The organism is Pseudomonas sp. LBUM1653 (genome assembly GCF_059716115.1).
Genome location: NZ_CP166803.1, coordinates 3,962,215 through 3,981,996 on the forward strand (window position 1 = coordinate 3,962,215; position 19,782 = coordinate 3,981,996).

Below are 19,782 nucleotides of genomic sequence, written 5' to 3' on the forward strand. Positions count from 1 at the left end.
GGAGATCGGAACGCCAGAAGACCGGATGTTTCGCGTGCATCAGGAGCGCGCGTTGGCGCGAGGGGAAAGGATAACTGGGGGGCTCCGTAAGGGTGTTCATGCAAGTCCTGAAAAGGAAAAAGGACTTGAATCGTACAGGCGATAGCGACAGTTCCTACAGTCAGAAATCATTTCAACATCTGTAGCACCGTTGGAGTTGTGTTGTTCTGGAGGACGTCATCGCGAGCAAGCTCGCTCCCACAGGTTATGTGAACGACACAGCTCAACTGTGGGAGCGAGCTTGCTCGCGATGCTTTCAAAGGTTCTTCACACGCTCGATGTAACGCACAACGGCCGGCGATTTCTCGAACCGCCGATGGACCAACGCCAGCCATGACGTCGCGGCGCAATCGGTGATCGGGCGGTATAGCACATTCGGCAAACTGACATGCCCGACCACCGACGCCGGCACCACCGCCACGCCTTGACCGAGGGACACCAGGGCAATCACTGCCACCAGCCCACCTGGCTGTGCGCCCAGCTTCGGCACGAAATTGCCCTGACTGGCGACTTGCAAGGTGCCAACGACTTGCTCGGGAAGAATGAAGTTTTCGTTGTTCAAATGTGCACAGGTAATGGCCGGCAAACGGCTGAGCCACGAGTCGACTGGTAGCGCCAAAACAAAGCCTTCATCGCTCAGACGCACACTATCGATACCCTCGGGCAGTGCCAGCGGGCAGCGGATATAGCCCAGGTCGAAGCGCCCTTCAAGGATCATGTTCGGCAGGCTGGCCATGGGGCTTTCCCGCACATTGAGGCTGACATCCGGGTATTGGCCGGCGAAATCCTGCACCTGTTTTTGCAGCAACCCCGAATATACCGCCGATGCGACATAACCCAGTTCGATGTGGCCAATGTCCCCGCGCCCGGCGCGCTGGGCGTTTTGCTGGGCGTATTCGAATTGCCGCACCGTCGCCTCGGCTTCGATCAACAGTGCAGCGCCGGCTTCGGTCAAGCTGACTTCACGCGTCTGGCGCACGAACAGGCGCGTGCCGAGTTCGTTTTCCATGTCCTGGATCTGCCGAGTCAAGGTCGGCGGTGCGATGCCGAGTTGTTCGGCGGCGCGAGTGAAGTTGCCTTGCCGGGCAACAGCGAGGAAATAGCGGAAATGACGGATATCCATCGATGCGTTAGCTCAAAGGTAATGAAGTGACGGTGCGCGCCTAACAAAGGGATCGTCAGCCAGCGATAAGCTGCACCAAACCTCACAGTAGAGAACCCTGGCCATGTCCGTCAAACCCAAGGTGAGCCCGCGTCTGACCTTGCTCACCGCCTCGGCGGTATGCTCGCTGATTGTGCTCGACACCAATATCGTCGCCGTTACCTTGCCTAGCATCGCCCGAGACCTGGGGGCGAATTTCGCTGACATCGAATGGGTGGTCAGTGCCTACATGCTGGCCTTCGCCGCGTTGCTGTTGCCCGCAGGCAGCCTGGCGGACCGTTTTGGCCGGCAGAAAACCCTGATGTGGGGGCTGGGTATTTTCATTATTGCCTCGATCGGTTGCGGCGCCGCACCGAATGCACTGTTTCTCGACATCGCCCGCGCGATCAAAGGCGTCGGCGCGGCGCTGCTTTTGACCTCGGCGCTCGCCTCCATCGGCCACACCTTCCACGATGAAGTCGAGCGCGCCAAAGCCTGGGCGTTCTGGGGCGGTTGCATGGGCGTGGCCATGACGGCGGCGCCGACCTTGGGCGGCTTGATTACCGAATACGTCGGTTGGCGCTGGATTTTCTACCTCAACCTGCCAGTCGGGATGTTCCTGATGTTCATGGTCTGGCGCGCGGTGCCGGAATCCCGCGACGCCCAGGCCGCGCGCCTCGACCCATGGGGCAGCCTCGCCTTCAGCGCCAGCCTGTTGTGCCTGATCTGGGGCTTGATCGAAGCCAACCGGATCGGCTGGAACAACCCCTTCACCTACGCTCGTCTGGTGGGCGGCGCCCTGTTGCTGGGTTTGTTCGTGGTGATCGAGCGTCTGCAACAGCGGCCGATGATCGACCTGCAACTGTTCCGTCACCCGCGTTTCATCGGCGCGTTGCTCGGCATGTTTTCCTACGCGGCGTGCGCCCAAGTGATGATGACCATGCTGCCGTTTTACTTGCAGAACGGCCTGGGTTTTAGCGCCATTTCCGCGGGGTTGGGCATGCTGCCGTTTGCCGTGACCATGTTGATCTTCCCGCGCATTGGTGCACGACTGACGGGACGCGTGACTCCCGCGAACATGATGGCCATCGGTCTGACCCTGGTGGGCAGCGGTAATTTGCTCAGCGCCTGGGCGGTCAATAGCGGCGGTTACCTGCCCTTGGCCCTGGCGATTGCCGTGACCGGTGCCGGCGCCGGCCTGCTCAATGGTGACACGCAGAAAAACATCATGGCCTGTGTGCCACGGGAGCGTACCGGCATGGCCTCGGGTATGAGCACCACCATGCGTTTCAGCGCGGTGATGCTGGCGATCGGTGTGTATGGCGCATTGCTTTCGGGGCATAGCGAACGGTTGCTGCACGACGGCCTGGCGGCACAGGGCGGGCAATGGCTCGAACACACCCAGGGCGTGGCTTCGCGGGTGGTGGCGGGTGACATGCCGGCAGCGCTGAGTCTGTTGCCGGAGGCCGCGCAGTCGGTGGTCGAGCCGCTGGCGCGACAGGCGTTCGTGGGTGGTTTCAGCCTGTTGCTGTGGGTCGCGGGTCTGGCGGGATTGTTGGGGGCGGTGGTGGTGGGCACGCTGATGCGTAATCCTATTCCAGCGCCTCAACCGATCTTGACCTATGAATGACGTCACTACGGATCATGCCGTCGGTGCAGCATTGGTGGGTCTATCGCCTTCGCGAGCAGGCTCGCTCCCACAGGGGATTCCGGTGCTCATGAAACCTGTGTCTCACCCAGATCACTGTGGGAGCGAGCCTGCTCGCGAATAGGCCAGCACAGGCACCACAGGAATCACCCTGCAAACAGCTCGTCGATATGCCGATACTCGGATTGCAACTGCACCGCCAATACCTTGCTGCGTCCGAGACGAATGGGCCCGCGCTCGATGTCGATCACCATCCCCGGACAATCGAGCGCGGGCAACGACGGCCACTCTTTCAGACGGCCATCGGTCACCACCAATAAGCGCTGCTGCTCCGCCGGAAAACGCTTTCGCCGCAAGGCAAGCCAAAGCGCCGCTTCACCCAGCGCCGCCAGCAACGGCGTGCCGCCACCCGCGCCGAGTCCGTCGAGCCAATGGCGCAAACCGCTGGACGCCTTCAAACCCTGCACCTGCCACTTCGGCACCGCACCGCTGGCCGTCAGCAATGCCAGGCGCGCGCGCTGGCGGTAGGCGTCGTCGAACAACTGCGCCAGCAAACCCTTGGCATCGCTCAAGGCTTGATGACGGCGGGTCGAAGCCGACGCGTCGACAATCACCAGCCACAGTTCATGAGCCGAGCGCGTGCGCAGCTGGAACAACACATCCTGGCGCTGACGCGGCCGGCCGTTGAGCAAGGTGCCGGGCCAATTGATCGAGCCGTTGCGGGCGGCATGACGTTTACCCTGCTTGCCGTGATCCAGCCGTCCGGCGCGGGGTCTGGCATTCGCCCCCGCGTCAGATCGAGGGCGAATGCCTAGGGCTTTTTTGGCCAGCTCGGCACTTCACGCCGCGCGCCGACCGGCAACGCTTGAGCGGGCATTTCGCCCCACTGGCCCTGGCCTTCGCTCGGGTTGGAATTTTGGCCGGATTGGGCCTGGTTTTGTTGTGGTGCCGGTGGCGCGTGCTCACGACGACGATGGCGCAAGGCAAACTCGGCGACCGCGTCGATATCCGCTTCGCCAATGGAGGTTGCGCCCCGCCAGGCAGCATGCGCACGCGCCGCACGCAACCACACCAGATCGGCGCGCAAGCCATCGACACCGGCGGCAAAGCAACGCTCGGTAATCTGCGCCAGCGCTTCATCGTCGAGGGGAATGCTCGCCAATGTGCTGCGCGCTTTTTGGCAGCGCTCACGCAACGACTGCTGCTGGCTCTCCCATTCGACGCAGAATTGTTGCGGATCACTGTCGAAATCCAGGCGCCGACGGATGATTTGCCCGCGCTCCGTCGGTGCGGTGTGGCCACTCAGGGCGACGTTCAAACCAAAGCGATCGAGCAGCTGCGGACGCAACTCGCCCTCTTCCGGGTTCATGGTGCCGATCAACACAAACTTCGCCGAATGCCGATGGGAAATGCCGTCGCGCTCGATCAGGTTAGTGCCGCTGGCGGCCACATCGAGCAGCAGATCGACCAGGTGATCCGGCAGCAGATTCACTTCATCGACATAGAGCACACCACCGTCGGCCTTGGCCAGCACACCGGGGGAAAATTGCGCGCGACCTTCACTCAGGGCCGCGTCGAGGTCGAGGGTGCCGACCAGGCGTTCTTCGGTGGCACCCAAGGGCAAGGTGACGAATTGGCCGCTGGCCAGCAGGTCTGCAAGGCCGCGAGCCAGGGTCGACTTGGCCATGCCGCGCGGGCCTTCGATCAGCACACCGCCGATTTTCGGGTCGATGGCGGTCAGGTACAGCGCGAGTTTCAAATCGTCGGCGCCGACCACGGCGGAGAGCGGGAAATGGGGGGTGTCGGTCATGTCGGGTTACTCATCATGGTCGGTAAGTGATCGTTCCCACGCGCAGCAAAGGAATGCAGCCCGGGACGCTCTGCGTCCCCTCTAAAGCCGAACGCGGAGCGTCCGTTGAGGCATTCCCACGCAGAGCGTGGGAACGATCTCTAAACCCGTTAACTGTCTTCTTCTATATCCAGCAACAAGTTCTCCAGCGCTTCGCGGTAATCCCCCGGTTCTTTCCACATCCCCCGCTGTTGCGCTTCGAGCATGCGCTCGGTCATGTCGCGCAGGGCATGAGGGTTATGCTCGCGCACGAAATCCCGGGTGCCCGGATCGAGCAAATAGGCATCCGCCAGCAGCGCGTACTGGTGATCGTCGATCAACCGGGTGGTGGCGTCGAAGGCGAACAGGTTGTCGACCGTCGCGGCCATTTCGAATGCGCCTTTATAGCCGTGACGCTTGACCCCGTCGATCCACTTCGGATTGGCCGCCCGGGAGCGGATGACCCGGTTCAGCTCTTCCTTGAGTGTGCGGATCTTCGGCAAGTCCGGCTGGCTGTGATCACCGTGATAACTGGCCGCCGCCTCGCCACGCAGGCTTTCCACGGCGGCCAGCATACCGCCCTGGAATTGGTAATAGTCATTGGAGTCGAGCAGGTCGTGCTCACGGTTGTCCTGGTTTTGCAGCACCGCTTGCACCTGGCTCAGGCGCTGGGAGAACTGTTCGCGCGCCGCGGTGCCTTCGTCAGACCCGCCGTACGCGTAGCCACCCCAATTCAGGTAAACCTCGGCCAGGTCCTCGCGGCTCTGCCACAGACGACCATCGATGGCGCCCTGCACGCCCGCGCCGTACGCGCCGGGTTTGGCACCGAAGATCCGCCATCCGGCCTGCCGTCGCGCCGCGTCTTCATCCAGCCCCGATTGCAACAACGCTTCACGCTCGGCGCGTACCTTGGCCGCCAGCGGATTGAGATCGTCCGGTTCATCGAGCGCGGCGACCGCTTGCACGGCCGCATCGAACAAGCGAATCAGATTGGCAAAGGCATCGCGGAAGAAACCCGATACCCGCAAGGTCACGTCCACCCGCGGTCGATCGAGCAAGCTTAACGGCAGAATTTCAAAGTCGTCGACCCGCTGACTGCCGGTGGCCCAGACCGGCCGCACGCCCATCAACGCCATGGCCTGGGCGATATCGTCGCCGCCGGTGCGCATGGTCGCGGTGCCCCAGACCGACAGGCCGAGTTGACGCAAATGATCACCATGGTCTTGCAGGTGGCGTTCGAGAATCAGGTTGGCCGACTGGAAACCGATGCGCCACGCGGTGGTGGTCGGCAGGTTGCGCACGTCCACCGAATAGAAGTTGCGCCCGGTGGGCAGCACGTCGAGGCGACCGCGACTCGGTGCGCCACTGGGGCCGGCGGGGACGAAACGGCCACTGAGGGCGTCGAGCAGGCCGCGCATCTCGGCCGGGCCGCAGGCGTCCAATCTTGGAGCGACGACTTCGCGCAAGTTGTCGATGATGGCGTTCACTTCAGACCAACTCGCCTCCTGTGGGAGCGAGCCTGCTCGCGAAAGCGGTGTGTCAGATGATATTGATGTGGCTGACACTCCATCGCGAGCAGGCTCGCTCCCACAGGGGTCATTCAATGTCTGTGAAATAAGCTGTGTGGCGAACAGTTCGAGACGCTCGCGGGTATCGCCGGTGGTACGCCAGGGTTCATCGCTGATCGACAACAATGCATCTGGGCGCGGGCCGATCCATGGTTGGGCCAGCGCACAATCCAGCGGATCGAAGCCCAGCGCAAACGCCTTGGCCAGCGCCCGCAGCAGACTCGATTGCGCCCCACGGCCATCGCCCCGGGGGATGCGCAGCAGGGCGAGCAAGGTGTCGATACGCAAGCTTCCGGCCGGCGACTCGCCAAACACGTGCAAGCCATCGCGGATCTGCGACTCTTTCAAGTCGCACAGGTAAGTGTCCAGGCGCGGCAGCCAGATCGCCGCATCGGCATTGCTGTCGAGTTGTTCGTCCAGTTGCAGTTCGCGATCGATGTGCGTGTCACGCACCAGTTGCAGGATGTCCCGTTGCAACTCCCGGGCGCGGCGCGGATCGAGCAGTTGCGCTTCGTAATACTCGTCGGCCAACAGCTCAAGGTTTCGCAATGGCCCATAGGTTTCAGCGCGCGTCAGCGGCGGCATCAAATGGTCGATGATCACCGCCTGGGTACGGCGCTTGGCCTGGGCACCCTCGCCCGGGTCGTTGACGATAAACGGATAGATGTTCGGCAGCGGCCCGAGCAGCGCATCCGGCCAGCACTGCTCCGACAGCCCCACGCCTTTGCCCGGCAGCCATTCCAGGTTGCCGTGCTTGCCGACATGGATCACGCCGTGGGCGCCGTAAGTGTTGCGCAACCAGAAATAGAACGCCAGGTAGCCATGGGGCGGCACCAGGTCCGGGTCGTGATACACCGCACTTGGATCGACCTGGTAACCCCGCGCGGGCTGGATGCCGACGAAGGTCAGGCCAAAGCGCAACCCGGCGATCATCATCCGCCCGCCTCGGTACATCGGATCGCTGTCGGGCGTGCCCCAACGCCCCAGCACTGCCTGACGATTGGCTTCTGGCAGCGCGTTAAACATCTGCAGATAATCGTCCATGGCCAGGCTTTGCTGGCACGGGCGTTGATCCAGGGTATCGAGGTCGTTGCTGACACCGCCGAGCAATTGCTGGATCAACGCGGTGCCGCTGTCCGGTAACTCGGCTGGCAGCGGATATCCATTGACGTGCAGCGCTCGCAGGATGTTCAGCGCGGCCGCCGGAGTGTCGAGGCCAACGCCATTGCCGATGCGACCATCACGGGTCGGATAATTGGCAAGAATCAGCGCAATGCGTTTTTGCCCGTTGGGCACCCGCGCCAGATCGATCCAGCGCTGCGCCAGCTCCGCGACAAAGTCCATGCGTTCCGGCTGCGCGCGGTAGCAGACCACGTCGGACTGACTGCGCTCACTGCGCCACGCCAGGTCCTTGAAGCTGATCGGCCGGCTGATGATGCGTCCGTCCAGTTCCGGCAACGCAATGTGCATCGCCAGATCCCGCGGGCCTAGACCCTGCTCGCTGGCACGCCATCCGGGCTCGTTGTCCTGGGCGCAAATGGCCTGGATCACCGGGATGTTGCGGCGAAACGGTCGCAAGTGCGGTGCTTCAGGGCTGGATTGGGCGAAGCCGGTGGTGTTGAGAATTACCCCTGCCTCGACTTCATCCAGCCAATCCTCGACCACCGAAAGGCAGCCGGGCTCTTTTAAACTGGCCAGCGCAATCGGCAACGGATTAAGCCCCGCCGCCTGCAAGCGCTGGCAGAAAACATCGATGAAAGCGGTGTTTGCCGCCTGCAAATGCGAGCGGTAAAACAGCACCGCCGCCACCGGTTGCCCGGTCTGCCAGTCGGCTTGCCAGTCACTCAGTGCTGCGGGGCTTTTTTGCGGGTGGTAAATCGCCGTGCGCGGCAGGGTTTGCGGCTCGGCCCAGGCGTAGTCGCGATCCAGCCAGCGATTGGCCAGGCAGCGGAAAAAATCGAGGGCATTGCTCATGCCACCCTGGCGCAGGAACTGCCAAAGCCGGTCGCGGTCTTCAGCGCCCACGGTGCTCAGGTCGCTGAGCTCCGGGTCAGGGCGATCATCGCCCGGCACCAGGATCAGCTGCACACCACGCTGCGACAATTCCACCAGCCGCTCCACGCCATAACGCCAATAGGCAATGCCGCCGTGCAGCGAAATCAGAATGACTTTGGCGTGGCGCAATACTTCGTCGACATACAGATCGACCGACGCATGATTCTGCACCTGCATCGGGTTGGCCAGGCGCACGCTCGGGTAGTCGTCTGGCAACTGCTGCGCCGCTTCGGCGAGCAGCGCCAGGCTGGAGTCGCCGCTGCACAGGATCACCAGCTCGGCGGGGGTTTGACCAAGGTCGGCAATGTTGTCATCCGACACGAATCCGCCGGGCTGGGTCCTGAGCAGGTGCATGGGTTACACGCTGAGCGCGGCGCGCAATTGCGCTTCGAGCAAGGCGGCGTCCAGTGCCTGGCCGATCAACACCAGACGGGTGGTGCGCGCTTCTTCAACGCCCCACTGGCGGTCGAAATGCTTGTCGAAACGGGAGCCCACGCCCTGGATCAGCAGACGCATCGGTTTGTTCGGGATCGCCGCGAAACCCTTGACCCGCAGGATGCCGTGCTGGACCACCAGTTGGGTCAGCGCGTCCATCAACAGGCTTTCGTCGGATGCCGGCAGTTCGATGGAGATCGAATCGAAGGCATCGTGATCGTGGTCATCATGATCGTCGTCGCCGTCATGGTGGTGATCGTGGTGGCTGTGACGGCTGTCGATGTGTTCTTCGGAACCGGCGCCGAGGCCGATCAATACGTCCAGCGGCAGGCGACCGCTACTGGCTTCGATGACTTTCACCGCTGGCGGCAATTCCTCGGCGACTTCCAGGCGCACACGGGCCAGGTCTTCAGGGCTGATCAGGTCGGCCTTGTTGAGGATCACCAGGTCGGCGCTGGACAGCTGGTCGGCGAACAGCTCGTGCAGCGGCGATTCGTGGTCCAGGTTCGGGTCGAGTTTGCGCATGGCGTCGACCTGGTCCGGGAACGCGGCGAAGGTGCCAGCCGCCACGGCCGGGCTGTCGACCACGGTAATCACCGCATCAACGGTGCAGGCGCTGCGGATTTCCGGCCACTGGAAGGCCTGGACCAGAGGTTTTGGCAGGGCCAGGCCGGAAGTTTCGATCAGGATATGGTCGAGATCGCCGCGACGGGCCACCAGTTCGCGCATCACCGGGAAGAACTCTTCTTGTACGGTGCAGCACAGGCAGCCGTTGGCCAGCTCGTAGACGCGGCCGTTGGCTTCTTCTTCGGTGCAACCGATGGAGCACTGCTTGAGGATTTCGCCATCGATGCCCAGCTCGCCGAACTCGTTGACGATCACTGCGATGCGGCGGCCCTGGGCATTGTCGAGCATGTGCCGCAGCAAGGTGGTTTTGCCCGAGCCGAGGAAGCCGGTAACGATGGTGACGGGGAGTTTGGCCAGTGTTTTCATCGGATGCCCTTTGGCAGATGGCGGGCATACGGGACGAGAACCGGCCACGCACAAGCGCGCCGCAAGCGTTTCGCCACCGGATCACCCCGCCCGGTTGTAGTGAGAATCTGTATCGAGGCAGGTCTCCTGGCTGACGGCTGGCCAGTCGTTGGACTGGCGGTTGCTGCGCCTTCCCGCGCGCGCCATGGCTGGCGCATGCAGTGGCATGGCAGAAACTGAACCGTTCACAGTTGCGGGGGCAGCCGCGGCATTGACCGCGTTCCCTTCTTAGCTTCGACAAACGCCGAAGAACCTCGAAAGCGCAAGGCTACGCATGGTATTGGGACGGGTCAATGTCTTGTGTCGCCCGCATCGGCCCCTTCGCGAGCAGGCTCGCTCCCACATTGGAATGCGAACACCTGTGGGAGCGAGCCTGCTCGCGAATGAAGCGACTCGGTCTCGAGTTGAGAACCCTTGCCAATTGACGCCCGCCCCTCGCCCATGCTCTCCTACGCATCTTGTTACGGGTGCCCTTCACAGGGTGAAACGGGAAACCGGTGCCGCATGTGCTTTACTTCAAGCCATGTCAGTCCGGTGCTGCCCCCGCAACGGTAAGCGAGCGAAGCGTCAGATCCACTGTGCCAATGTGGCATGGGAAGGTGATGCTTGCAGGTCAAGGCGAAAGCCTGCGCCCCTCGTGAGCCCGGAGACCGGCCCGCAACACAAAGTGACCAACACGATCACTGAAATAACAAACCCGCGGTGGGCGGGCGCTGTTTGAACCTCTGCGCGCCCGGTCGTGCAGGGTTTTGCATGCGCCTTCATTCCCCGCTGACAGACCAGAGGGAAACGCCATGTCGATCATCAGCAGCACCGGCCATAGCAGCACCGCCAGCACCACCACAACCCTGACTCAACGCCTGACCGCCGCCGTTTGTGCGTCGATCCTCGGCGCTAGCCTTGTGTATTTCGCCGGTTTCTCGCACATCGAAGCCGTTCACAACGCTGCTCACGATACGCGCCACAGTTCCGCGTTCCCGTGCCATTGAGACCTGCCGACATGATCAAGCGTATTGCGCAAACCGCAGGTTTCACCGGGCTGCTGGCCGCCCTGCTGCTGACCCTGCTGCAAAGCTTCTGGGTCGCCCCGCTGATTTTGCAGGCCGAAACCTACGAAAACTCCGAACCGGCCGCCGTTGAAGTCCACGAACACGCCGCGGGCGTCGCTGCCCACACCCACGACGCCGAAGCCTGGGAGCCGGAAGACGGCTGGCAGCGCGTGCTGTCGACCACTGGCGGTAATCTGGTGGTGGCGGTCGGTTTCGCCCTGATGCTCGCCGGTCTCTACAGCCTGCGCGCGCCGACCAAAACCTCTCAGGGCCTGCTCTGGGGTCTGGCTGGCTACGCGACTTTCGTGTTGGCGCCGACCCTCGGCCTGCCGCCTGAGCTACCAGGCACCGCGGCTGCCGATCTGGCGCAACGGCAAATCTGGTGGATCGGCACCGCCGCCTCCACAGCAGTCGGCATCGCCCTGATCGTGTTCAGCCGGCACTGGCTGATGAAGATCCTCGGCATAGCGATCCTTGCCGTTCCTCATGTGATTGGCGCACCGCAACCGGAAGTGCATTCGATGCTCGCCCCGGAAGCCCTGGAGGCGCAGTTCAAAATCGCTTCGCAGCTGACCAACGTGGCGTTCTGGCTGGCCCTGGGCCTGATCAGCGCCTGGTTGTTCCGCCGCAAAAGCGATGGCCAGTACCACGCATGACTAACCTCGGCACAGCGCCGACCCTGGTGGTCGGCCTGGGCTGCCAGCGCGGCTGCCCCGTCAGCACGCTGCGGGCCCTGCTTGACCAGGCATTGCAGGCGCACCAGATCGAACTGCATCAGATCAAGGCCCTGGCCAGCATCGATTTGAAGCGCAACGAACCGGCCCTGATCGAGCTGGCCGAGCAGCTTGGGTTACAAATGCTGTACTTCAGCAGTGAACAATTGGCGGCTTATCAAGCGCACCTCAGCCACCATTCGCAGATCGCGTTCGAGCGTACCGGCTGTTACGGTGTGGCGGAAAGTGCCGCTCTGGCACTGGCCGAACAGCTGACCCAGTCACCGGCGAAACTGCTGATCCCGCGACAAAAATATGCCCAGGCCACCCTGGCATTGGCTGGCGCCGCGTAAAATCCCCGATAATCCGCATTCGATCATGAGCAATCTTCATCTGAAGCCTTGCCCAGCCCCATTTTCAACAGGAGCCGACGATGACCGTCTACTTCATTGGCGCAGGTCCCGGCGACCCGGAACTGATCACCGTCAAAGGCCAACGGCTGATTCGCAGCTGCCCGGTGATCATCTATGCCGGCTCGCTGGTGCCCGCCGCAGTGCTGGAAGGACACCGCGCCGAGCAGGTGGTCAACAGCGCCGAACTGCACCTGGAACAGATTATCGAATTGATCAGAACCGCCCATGCCAAGGGTCAGGACGTGGCTCGCGTGCACTCCGGTGACCCGAGCCTGTATGGCGCCATAGGCGAGCAGATTCGCCATCTGCGTGAGCTCGCTATTCCTTTTGAAATCATTCCCGGCGTCACCGCAACGGCCGCCTGCGCGGCGCTGTTGGGCGCGGAACTGACCTTGCCGGACGTGTCACAGAGCGTCATCCTGACTCGCTACGCCGACAAAACCGCGATGCCCGCTGGAGAAGAACTGGGCAGCCTGGCTCAGCACGGGGCGACCATGGCGATTCATTTGGGGGTCAAGCATCTGCAGAAAATCCTCGCCGAATTGCTGCCGCATTACGGCGCGGACTGCCCGATTGCGGTGATTCATCGGGCGACCTGGCCGGATCAGGACTGGGTGGTGGGGACGTTGGCGGACATTGCCGAAAAGGTTGAAGCCAAGGGGTTTCGGCGGACGGCGTTGATTCTGGTGGGTCGGGTGTTGGGTAGTGAGCAGTTCAGCGAGTCGTCGCTGTATCGTGCGGGGCATGCACATTTGTATCGCCCCTGAAGGCCCCTTCGCGAGCAGGCTCGCTCCCACATTGGAATGCGATCAACTGTGGGAGCGAGCCTGCTCGCGAAGGGGTCAGTGAATTTTACTCATAAAAAAACGGCGCTCACGGGGCGCCGTTTTTTCATTTCGCAGTGAACACCTTAGTAGTAGGCGTTTTCTTTCTGCGTGTGGTCAGTCACGTCACGCACACCCTTGAGCTCGGGAATACGCTCGAGCAAGGTGCGCTCGATGCCTTCCTTCAAGGTTACGTCAGCCTGGCCGCAGCCCTGGCAACCGCCACCGAACTGCAGGACGGCGATGCCGTCTTCGACCACGTCGATCAGGCTGACCTGGCCGCCGTGGCTGGCCAGCCCCGGGTTGATCTCGGTTTGCAGGTAGTAGTTGATGCGCTCGTTGACCGGGCTATCGGCATTGACCATCGGCACTTTGGCGTTAGGCGCCTTGATGGTCAGCTGGCCGCCCATGCGGTCGGTGGCGTAGTCGACAACGGCATCGTCCAGGAAAGCTTCGCTGAAATGGTCGATGTACGCGGTGAAGCTTTTCAGCCCCAGCGCGGTGTCTTCGGGTTTTTCTTCGCCCGGCTTGCAGTAGGCAATGCAGGTTTCGGCGTACTGGGTGCCAGGCTGGGTGATGAAGACGCGGATGCCGATGCCCGGGGTGTTCTGCTTGGAGAGCAGATCAGCCAGGTAATCGTGGGCGGCGTCGGTGATGGTAATAGCGGTCATGGAAACTCCTCGCAGGCTTGGGCGCAGTTTACGCCAATCATCGCGCCGGACAAAGTCCTAGTATTTTTGTCGGGAAAGATTCCGACAATCCCCCCTGTAGGAGCTGCCGCAGGCTGCGATCTTTTGATTTTGATTTTCAAGATCACAAGATCGCAGCCTGCGGCAGCTCCTACAGGGGTTTAGCGTGTTTACAGGTTCTCGTAGCGATTCATGTCCAGCACGCCCTCTTCCACCGGTTCGGTTTCGTGGATGTAGCGACTCAGGTCATGGAAATATTGCCAGAACTGCGGATGACTGCGACGGATCCCCCAACGTTCGACGATTTTCTCCAAACGATCGGCATCCTTGGCGTTTTCCATCGCATCCACGAATTCCGGGACTTGATCGGCGGGAATGTTGAACATGAAGTTCGGGTAACTGCTGAGTACGCCCGGGAAAATGGTGAGCGTATCGAGCCCCGGCTGAAATCGCAGCGACTCGCCCAGCAGGAACGCCACGTTGCTGTGCGCACGGTTGCGCAGCAGGCTATAGACCACACGCTGACCGCTCGCGGTTTCGACGCGCAGCATGGTCGCTTCCGGCAGTTGATCGATGACCCTGAGGCCGGCCGCCGGACGTGAGGCCAGGCGACTCAATGCCTGCTCGGCTGACTGCAGGACCGGATCGATGTTCGGCCGCGAGCAATAGGCGCCGTCGCAGCGATTGATCGGATCAGGCTTGGCGTTCAGCTCGCCGTAGCGCGCCAGCAGCTGCATGGCGAAGTCGCGCTTGGGGTCCTTTTCATCGAGTTTCAGCGCGGTCGGCGTGTCGTCGTCAATGGCTTCATAGTCCAGCCACATCTTGAATTTCCCGCTGTTCTGGTACCAATCGTCAAGGAAGCCCTCCCGGGAATCAGCCGGCATCAGGCGCAGGAAATTCTGCTCGGCGCCATTGCGGATCAGGTCGAAATACAAGCGCGTCTGGGCCTGGTGGGAAACATTGCCGAACACGTCGAAATTCACCGCCAACTGATAATAAGTACGCTCCAGCAGCGGAAAGTCGAACAGCCACATGGTTTGCGGCACGTCGCCGATCAGGCCCTTGGTCACTGCAGCGCTGTCGAAATGGCGGAAAATGCTCAGCAATGCGTTGTCGTTACCGGCCCACAGGCTCGACCAGCTCGGCGCCGGCAGATCGGCATAGCTGTCCCGGCGCAGGGCTTCATATTCGTTACGTTTGTCGCGGTAGTCGTGCCACAGGCTCAGGACACTGCCAACGTCGTCATTTTGCCCCGGCATCGCCAGCAACGGCGTGGCCTGGCCGCGGTAGTTTGGGTCAGTGATATAGAGGTCATGCTCCGGCGCCTGGAACAGCGCCCAGAAGTTGTCGCGGATCACATCGGTTGCGATCTGCCCCCGGCAGACCGGACCGCGAATAAAGGTGCGCACGAAATACTCGGCGTTATCGAGCATGAACTGATAACGCGCCTGGGCCGGGATCGCTTCGAAGGTCGTAAACGGATTGGCCCGGCGTTCCGGGCCGTAGCCCGGCAAGGCGTTGACCTGCCAGTTGCCGTTATAGAATAGGCTTTTGACCCGGGCCATCTTCGCCGCGCTCAGCGCATAGGTGATGTGGGTCTTGTGCACGGTCACGCCCTGCACCGGCCACAGGCGGTAATAAACCTGAGTGCCAGGGTCGTCATTCGGCCGGCGGGTGTTGATCAGGTCGATGGGCTGGCCGGTCGGCGTGCGCGAACGCACCCACTGGAAGAAATGCCCCGGCTCGCCATCCTTGAAATAGATGTGCGCAAGAAACCAGTGCTCGAACAACCAGCGCCCTACCAGACTCTGCCGGGCGCCCGGTGCGTTGAGCAGGTTTTCCCACTGTACTACCTGCAACGCTTCTTTCGCGCTGGGTACCAGGCCCTGCTCATCGATCGGTGCACCGGAAGCCAGCCAGCGTTGCAGCGTCTGGTACTGCTGGTCGGTCAGGCCGGTGACCGCCAAGGGCATGCCTTCCTTGGGATGCGCGCTGGCATATCCGCCGAACTCGGCAGGCAGCGCGCACATGTTGTCGCGATTGAGGCCCAGGACGATGTCCTCGGGCAATTTGGCATTGGGTTGCAACCTGTTGGTGTGACCCAGTTCAAGCATGCGCGCCATCAATGCAGCCTGGCTGCCCTGGGCGTCGAGCACCGAATAGAAGCCTTTTTGTTGCCAGGCCCGCTTGCCAAACGCGTCATAAAACAGCCGGCTCGGCGCAACAGCCTGGCTGCGATCACCGTCATACACCGGGACTTTCGTCGCACCACGTGCCGCGCCCTCCCCGCTGCCCAGGTTGAGCTGACAGGCGGCGTCGTTGCAGGCGTGGCAGGCCACGCACTTATCGGTGAAGATCGGCTGAATGTCGCGACTGTAGGAAATAGCTGAGGAAATACCTAGGGAAAGCGCCGGATCTTGCGCAACCGCGCCAAAGCTTAAAAGCAGCAATACACTGCCGATGACGACGCGATACGACATGTCCCTGGTCCCGATCCTTTAGAAAACGCCGCGATTCTACCGGGCTGGCCACCACACCAACATGAGCGATATTCATGGAAAACCCGGACATGCTCTAAAAGCGCACAGGTTTGCTATCATCCCGGCCCTTCGTCATGGTCTTTCCGAGTAGTCCCAATGTCCGATCGCAGCGTTCGCCTCCAAGCCCTCAAGCACGCCCTCAAAGAGCGCATCCTGATTCTCGATGGCGGCATGGGCACGATGATCCAGAGCTACAAGCTCGAAGAGCAGGATTACCGTGGCAAACGCTTCGCCGACTGGCCGAGCGATGTCAAAGGCAACAACGACCTGCTGGTGCTGACGCGCCCGGACGTGATTGGTGGCATCGAGAAAGCCTACCTGGATGCCGGTGCCGATATCCTGGAAACCAACACCTTCAACGCCACGCGGATTTCCATGGCCGACTACGGCATGGAAGAACTGGCCTTTGAGCTGAACGTAGAAGGCGCTCGCCTGGCGCGCAAGGTCGCCGATGCGAAAACCCACGAGAACCCGGACAAGCCACGCTTCGTCGCCGGCGTGCTCGGTCCTACAAGTCGTACCTGCTCGCTGTCGCCGGATGTGAACAACCCCGGTTACCGCAACGTGACCTTCGATGAACTGGTGGAAAACTACACCGAGGCCACCAAAGGCCTGATCGAAGGCGGCGCCGACCTGATCCTGATCGAAACCATCTTCGACACCCTCAACGCCAAGGCCGCGATCTTCGCCGTACAAGGGGTGTTCGAAGAGCTGGGTATCGAGTTGCCGATCATGATTTCCGGCACCATTACCGATGCCTCCGGCCGCACCCTGTCCGGCCAGACCACCGAAGCGTTCTGGAACTCCGTGGCCCACGCCAAGCCGATTTCGGTCGGCCTGAACTGCGCACTGGGCGCCAGCGAATTGCGCCCGTACCTCGAAGAGCTGTCGAACAAGGCCAACACCCACGTTTCCGCACACCCGAACGCCGGCCTGCCCAACGAGTTCGGCGAGTATGACGAACTGCCGTCGCAAACCGCCAAGGTCATCGAAGAGTTCGCCCAAAGTGGCTTCCTCAACATCGTCGGCGGCTGCTGTGGTACCACGCCTGGCCACATCGAAGCCATCGCCAAGGCCGTGGCCGGTTATGCGCCGCGCCAGATTCCGGAAATCCCCAAGGCCTGCCGTCTCTCGGGCCTGGAGCCGTTCACCATCGATCGCAACTCGCTGTTCGTCAACGTCGGCGAGCGCACCAACATCACCGGTTCCGCCAAATTCGCCCGCCTGATCCGTGAAGACAACTACACCGAAGCCCTGGAAGTCGCCCTGCAGCAGGTCGAAGCTGGCGCCCAGGTGATCGATATCAACATGGACGAGGGGATGCTCGATTCGAAGAAGGCCATGGTGACCTTCCTCAATCTGATTGCCGGCGAACCGGACATCTCCCGCGTACCGATCATGATCGACTCCTCCAAGTGGGAAGTGATCGAAGCCGGCCTCAAGTGCATCCAGGGCAAGGGCATCGTCAACTCGATCAGCATGAAAGAAGGCGTCGAGCAGTTCATTCACCACGCCAAACTGTGCAAGCGCTACGGTGCCGCGGTGGTGGTGATGGCCTTCGACGAAGCCGGCCAGGCCGACACCGAAGCGCGCAAGAAAGAGATCTGCAAACGCTCCTACGACATTTTGGTCAACGAAGTCGGCTTCCCGCCGGAAGACATCATCTTCGACCCGAACATCTTCGCCGTGGCCACCGGCATTGAAGAACACAACAACTACGCTGTGGACTTCATCAACGCCTGTGCCTACATCCGCGACGAACTGCCCTATGCGCTGACGTCGGGCGGCGTGTCCAACGTGTCGTTCTCGTTCCGCGGCAACAACCCGGTGCGTGAGGCGATTCACTCGGTGTTCCTGCTGTATGCGATCCGCAACGGCCTGAGCATGGGTATCGTCAACGCCGGTCAGCTGGAGATCTACGACCAGATCCCGGCCGAGTTGCGTGACGCCGTGGAAGACGTGGTGCTCAACCGCACCCCGGAAGGCACCGACGCCCTGCTCGCCATCGCCGACAAGTACAAGGGCGATGGCAGCGTCAAGGAAGCCGAAACCGAAGAGTGGCGTGGCTGGGACGTCAACAAGCGTCTGGAACACGCCCTGGTCAAAGGCATTACCACGCACATCGTCGAAGACACTGAAGAGTCGCGCCAATCCTTCGCCCGTCCGATCGAAGTGATCGAAGGCCCACTGATGTCCGGCATGAACATCGTCGGCGACCTGTTCGGCGCCGGCAAAATGTTCCTGCCGCAAGTGGTGAAATCCGCCCGGGTAATGAAGCAGGCCGTGGCGCACTTGATTCCGTTTATCGAACTGGAAAAGGGCGACAAGCCAGAGGCCAAGGGCAAGATCCTCATGGCGACCGTAAAAGGCGATGTGCACGACATCGGCAAGAACATCGTCGGCGTGGTGCTGGGTTGCAACGGCTACGACATCGTCGACCTCGGCGTCATGGTGCCGGCGGAGAAAATCCTACAGGTGGCCAAGGAACAGAAGTGCGACATCATCGGCCTGTCCGGCCTGATCACGCCGTCGCTGGATGAGATGGTCCATGTGGCTCGTGAGATGCAGCGCCAGGATTTCCACCTGCCGTTGATGATCGGCGGCGCTACTACCTCCAAGGCGCACACGGCGGTGAAGATCGAGCCCAAGTACAGCAACGACGCGGTGGTGTATGTCACTGACGCCTCCCGCGCTGTCGGCGTGGCGACCCAGTTACTGTCCAAAGAACTGAAGGCCGGCTTCGTCGAAAGAACCCGCGAGGAATACATCGAAGTCCGCGAGCGCACCGCCAACCGCAGCGCCCGTACCGAACGCCTGAGCTACCCGGCTGCGATCGCCAAGAAGCCACAGTTCGACTGGAGTGCCTACACGCCTGTCAAACCGACCTTTACCGGCGCCAAAGTGCTGGACAACATCGACCTGAAAGTACTGGCCGAATACATCGACTGGACGCCGTTCTTCATTTCCTGGGATCTGGCCGGCAAGTTCCCGCGCATCCTTCAGGACGAAGTGGTCGGTGAAGCCGCGACCGCACTGTACGCCGATGCCCAGGAAATGCTCGCCAAACTGATCGACGAGAAACTGATCAGCGCCCGTGCGGTGTTCGGCTTCTGGCCGGCCAACCAGGTGCGCGACGACGACATCGAAGTCTACGGCGATGACGGCAAGCCCTTGGCCAAGCTGCATCACCTGCGCCAGCAAATCATCAAGACCGACGGCAAGCCGAACTTCTCCCTGGCTGACTTTGTGGCGCCGAAGGATAGCGAAGTCACCGACTACGTGGGCGGTTTCATCACCACCGCCGGCATCGGTGCCGAAGAAGTGGCCAAGGCTTATCAGGACGCCGGCGACGATTACAACTCGATCATGGTCAAGGCCCTCGCCGACCGTCTGGCCGAGGCCTGTGCCGAATGGCTGCACCAGCAAGTGCGCAAAGACTACTGGGGTTACGCCAAGGACGAGACGCTGGACAACGAGGCGTTGATCAAAGAGCAATACACCGGCATCCGTCCTGCACCGGGCTACCCGGCGTGCCCGGATCACACCGAGAAAGCCACGCTGTTTGCACTGCTCGACCCACAAGCCCGTGAAATGCAGGCCGGCCGCAGTGGCGTGTTCCTCACCGAGCACTACGCGATGTTCCCGGCGGCAGCGGTCAGCGGCTGGTATTTCGCCCATCCGCAGGCGCAGTATTTTGCCGTGGGCAAGATCGACAAGGATCAGGTGCAGAGCTACACGTCGCGCAAGGGTCAGGAGTTGAGCGTCACCGAGCGCTGGCTGGCGCCGAACCTCGGTTACGACAACTGAC

The 19,782-nt window shown here is 61.8% G+C and carries 13 protein-coding genes and 2 riboswitches; of the genes, 6 read left to right on the plus strand and 7 right to left on the minus strand.

Going from position 1 to position 19,782, the window contains the following annotated elements; all coding sequences use genetic code 11:
• Positions 1-295 precede the first annotated feature (295 nt).
• Positions 296-1,162, minus strand: coding sequence for a LysR family transcriptional regulator (locus tag ACA054_RS17675; RefSeq protein WP_497685398.1), 867 nt, complete (start codon positions 1,160-1,162; stop codon positions 296-298).
• A gap of 103 nt (positions 1,163-1,265) precedes the next feature.
• On the opposite strand from ACA054_RS17675, the gene ACA054_RS17680 reads away from it, so the two are divergent.
• Positions 1,266-2,810: an MFS transporter gene (locus tag ACA054_RS17680; protein WP_497685399.1), complete on the plus strand. Its 1,545-nt coding sequence runs from the start codon at positions 1,266-1,268 to the stop codon at positions 2,808-2,810.
• 164 nt (positions 2,811-2,974) lie between these two features.
• On the opposite strand, the gene ACA054_RS17685 is transcribed toward ACA054_RS17680, so the two are convergent.
• The 4 genes from ACA054_RS17685 to cobW all read right to left on the minus strand — a co-directional run bounded on the left by ACA054_RS17685 (position 2,975) and on the right by cobW (position 9,707).
• On the minus strand, positions 2,975-3,586 hold the full coding sequence (locus ACA054_RS17685) for a VWA domain-containing protein (RefSeq protein WP_497690329.1): 612 nt from the start codon (positions 3,584-3,586) through the stop codon (positions 2,975-2,977).
• 53 nt (positions 3,587-3,639) lie between these two features.
• Positions 3,640-4,638, minus strand: a complete 999-nt coding sequence (locus ACA054_RS17690) for a magnesium chelatase ATPase subunit I (protein ID WP_497685400.1) — start codon at positions 4,636-4,638, stop codon at positions 3,640-3,642.
• 149 nt (positions 4,639-4,787) lie between these two features.
• Positions 4,788-8,633 carry a cobaltochelatase subunit CobN gene (cobN, locus tag ACA054_RS17695; RefSeq protein WP_497685401.1) on the minus strand — a complete coding sequence of 1,282 codons (3,846 nt, stop codon included), beginning with the start codon at positions 8,631-8,633 and terminating at the stop codon, positions 4,788-4,790.
• A gap of 3 nt (positions 8,634-8,636) precedes the next feature.
• Complete coding sequence (gene cobW / locus ACA054_RS17700; RefSeq protein ID WP_497685402.1) at positions 8,637-9,707, minus strand: cobalamin biosynthesis protein CobW; 1,071 nt, start codon at positions 9,705-9,707, stop codon at positions 8,637-8,639.
• Between the two features lie 99 nt (positions 9,708-9,806).
• A riboswitch (cobalamin riboswitch) is annotated at positions 9,807-10,018 on the minus strand.
• A gap of 176 nt (positions 10,019-10,194) precedes the next feature.
• Positions 10,195-10,419: riboswitch (cobalamin riboswitch) on the plus strand.
• A gap of 121 nt (positions 10,420-10,540) precedes the next feature.
• Between cobW and ACA054_RS17705 the strand changes: the two genes are divergently transcribed.
• The 4 genes from ACA054_RS17705 to cobM all read left to right on the plus strand — a co-directional run bounded on the left by ACA054_RS17705 (position 10,541) and on the right by cobM (position 12,688).
• Positions 10,541-10,735 (plus strand): CbtB domain-containing protein, encoded by a 195-nt coding sequence (locus ACA054_RS17705; RefSeq protein ID WP_497685403.1) that lies wholly within the window; start codon positions 10,541-10,543, stop codon positions 10,733-10,735.
• Between the two features lie 11 nt (positions 10,736-10,746).
• A complete protein-coding gene (locus tag ACA054_RS17710; protein ID WP_497685404.1) occupies positions 10,747-11,451 on the plus strand; it encodes a CbtA family protein in 705 nt (234 codons plus the stop codon).
• Positions 11,448-11,861, plus strand: coding sequence for a cobalamin biosynthesis protein (locus ACA054_RS17715; protein ID WP_497685405.1), 414 nt, complete (start codon positions 11,448-11,450; stop codon positions 11,859-11,861). Before ACA054_RS17710 ends, ACA054_RS17715 begins: the two co-directional genes overlap by 4 nt.
• Positions 11,862-11,941: 80 nt before the next feature.
• Positions 11,942-12,688 (plus strand): precorrin-4 C(11)-methyltransferase, encoded by a 747-nt coding sequence (gene cobM, locus ACA054_RS17720; RefSeq protein WP_497685406.1) that lies wholly within the window; start codon positions 11,942-11,944, stop codon positions 12,686-12,688.
• Between the two features lie 143 nt (positions 12,689-12,831).
• On the opposite strand, the gene nfuA is transcribed toward cobM, so the two are convergent.
• Positions 12,832-13,416 carry a Fe-S biogenesis protein NfuA gene (nfuA, locus tag ACA054_RS17725; RefSeq protein ID WP_007912592.1) on the minus strand — a complete coding sequence of 195 codons (585 nt, stop codon included), beginning with the start codon at positions 13,414-13,416 and terminating at the stop codon, positions 12,832-12,834.
• 188 nt (positions 13,417-13,604) lie between these two features.
• Positions 13,605-15,914 carry a fatty acid cis/trans isomerase gene (locus tag ACA054_RS17730; protein WP_497685407.1) on the minus strand — a complete coding sequence of 770 codons (2,310 nt, stop codon included), beginning with the start codon at positions 15,912-15,914 and terminating at the stop codon, positions 13,605-13,607.
• A 156-nt stretch (positions 15,915-16,070) separates the two neighbouring features.
• Here ACA054_RS17730 and metH point away from each other — a divergent pair, with 156 nt between their 5' ends.
• Positions 16,071-19,781: a methionine synthase gene (metH, locus tag ACA054_RS17735; protein WP_497685408.1), complete on the plus strand. Its 3,711-nt coding sequence runs from the start codon at positions 16,071-16,073 to the stop codon at positions 19,779-19,781.
• Position 19,782: the final 1 nt, after the last annotated feature.

Excerpts from the sequence above, each read along its gene's own strand:
- ACA054_RS17675 (WP_497685398.1), bottom strand. The coding sequence starts at position 1,162 with ATGGATATCCGTCATTTCCGCTATTTCCTCGCTGTTGCCCGGCAAGGC.
- ACA054_RS17680 (WP_497685399.1), top strand. The coding sequence starts at position 1,266 with ATGTCCGTCAAACCCAAGGTGAGCCCGCGTCTGACCTTGCTCACCGCC.
- ACA054_RS17690 (WP_497685400.1), bottom strand. The coding sequence starts at position 4,638 with ATGACCGACACCCCCCATTTCCCGCTCTCCGCCGTGGTCGGCGCCGAC.
- cobN (WP_497685401.1), bottom strand. The coding sequence starts at position 8,633 with ATGCACCTGCTCAGGACCCAGCCCGGCGGATTCGTGTCGGATGACAAC.
- cobW (WP_497685402.1), bottom strand. The coding sequence starts at position 9,707 with ATGAAAACACTGGCCAAACTCCCCGTCACCATCGTTACCGGCTTCCTC.
- ACA054_RS17705 (WP_497685403.1), top strand. The coding sequence starts at position 10,541 with ATGTCGATCATCAGCAGCACCGGCCATAGCAGCACCGCCAGCACCACC.
- ACA054_RS17710 (WP_497685404.1), top strand. The coding sequence starts at position 10,747 with ATGATCAAGCGTATTGCGCAAACCGCAGGTTTCACCGGGCTGCTGGCC.
- ACA054_RS17715 (WP_497685405.1), top strand. The coding sequence starts at position 11,448 with ATGACTAACCTCGGCACAGCGCCGACCCTGGTGGTCGGCCTGGGCTGC.
- cobM (WP_497685406.1), top strand. The coding sequence starts at position 11,942 with ATGACCGTCTACTTCATTGGCGCAGGTCCCGGCGACCCGGAACTGATC.
- nfuA (WP_007912592.1), bottom strand. The coding sequence starts at position 13,416 with ATGACCGCTATTACCATCACCGACGCCGCCCACGATTACCTGGCTGAT.
- ACA054_RS17730 (WP_497685407.1), bottom strand. The coding sequence starts at position 15,914 with ATGTCGTATCGCGTCGTCATCGGCAGTGTATTGCTGCTTTTAAGCTTT.
- metH (WP_497685408.1), top strand. The coding sequence starts at position 16,071 with ATGTCCGATCGCAGCGTTCGCCTCCAAGCCCTCAAGCACGCCCTCAAA.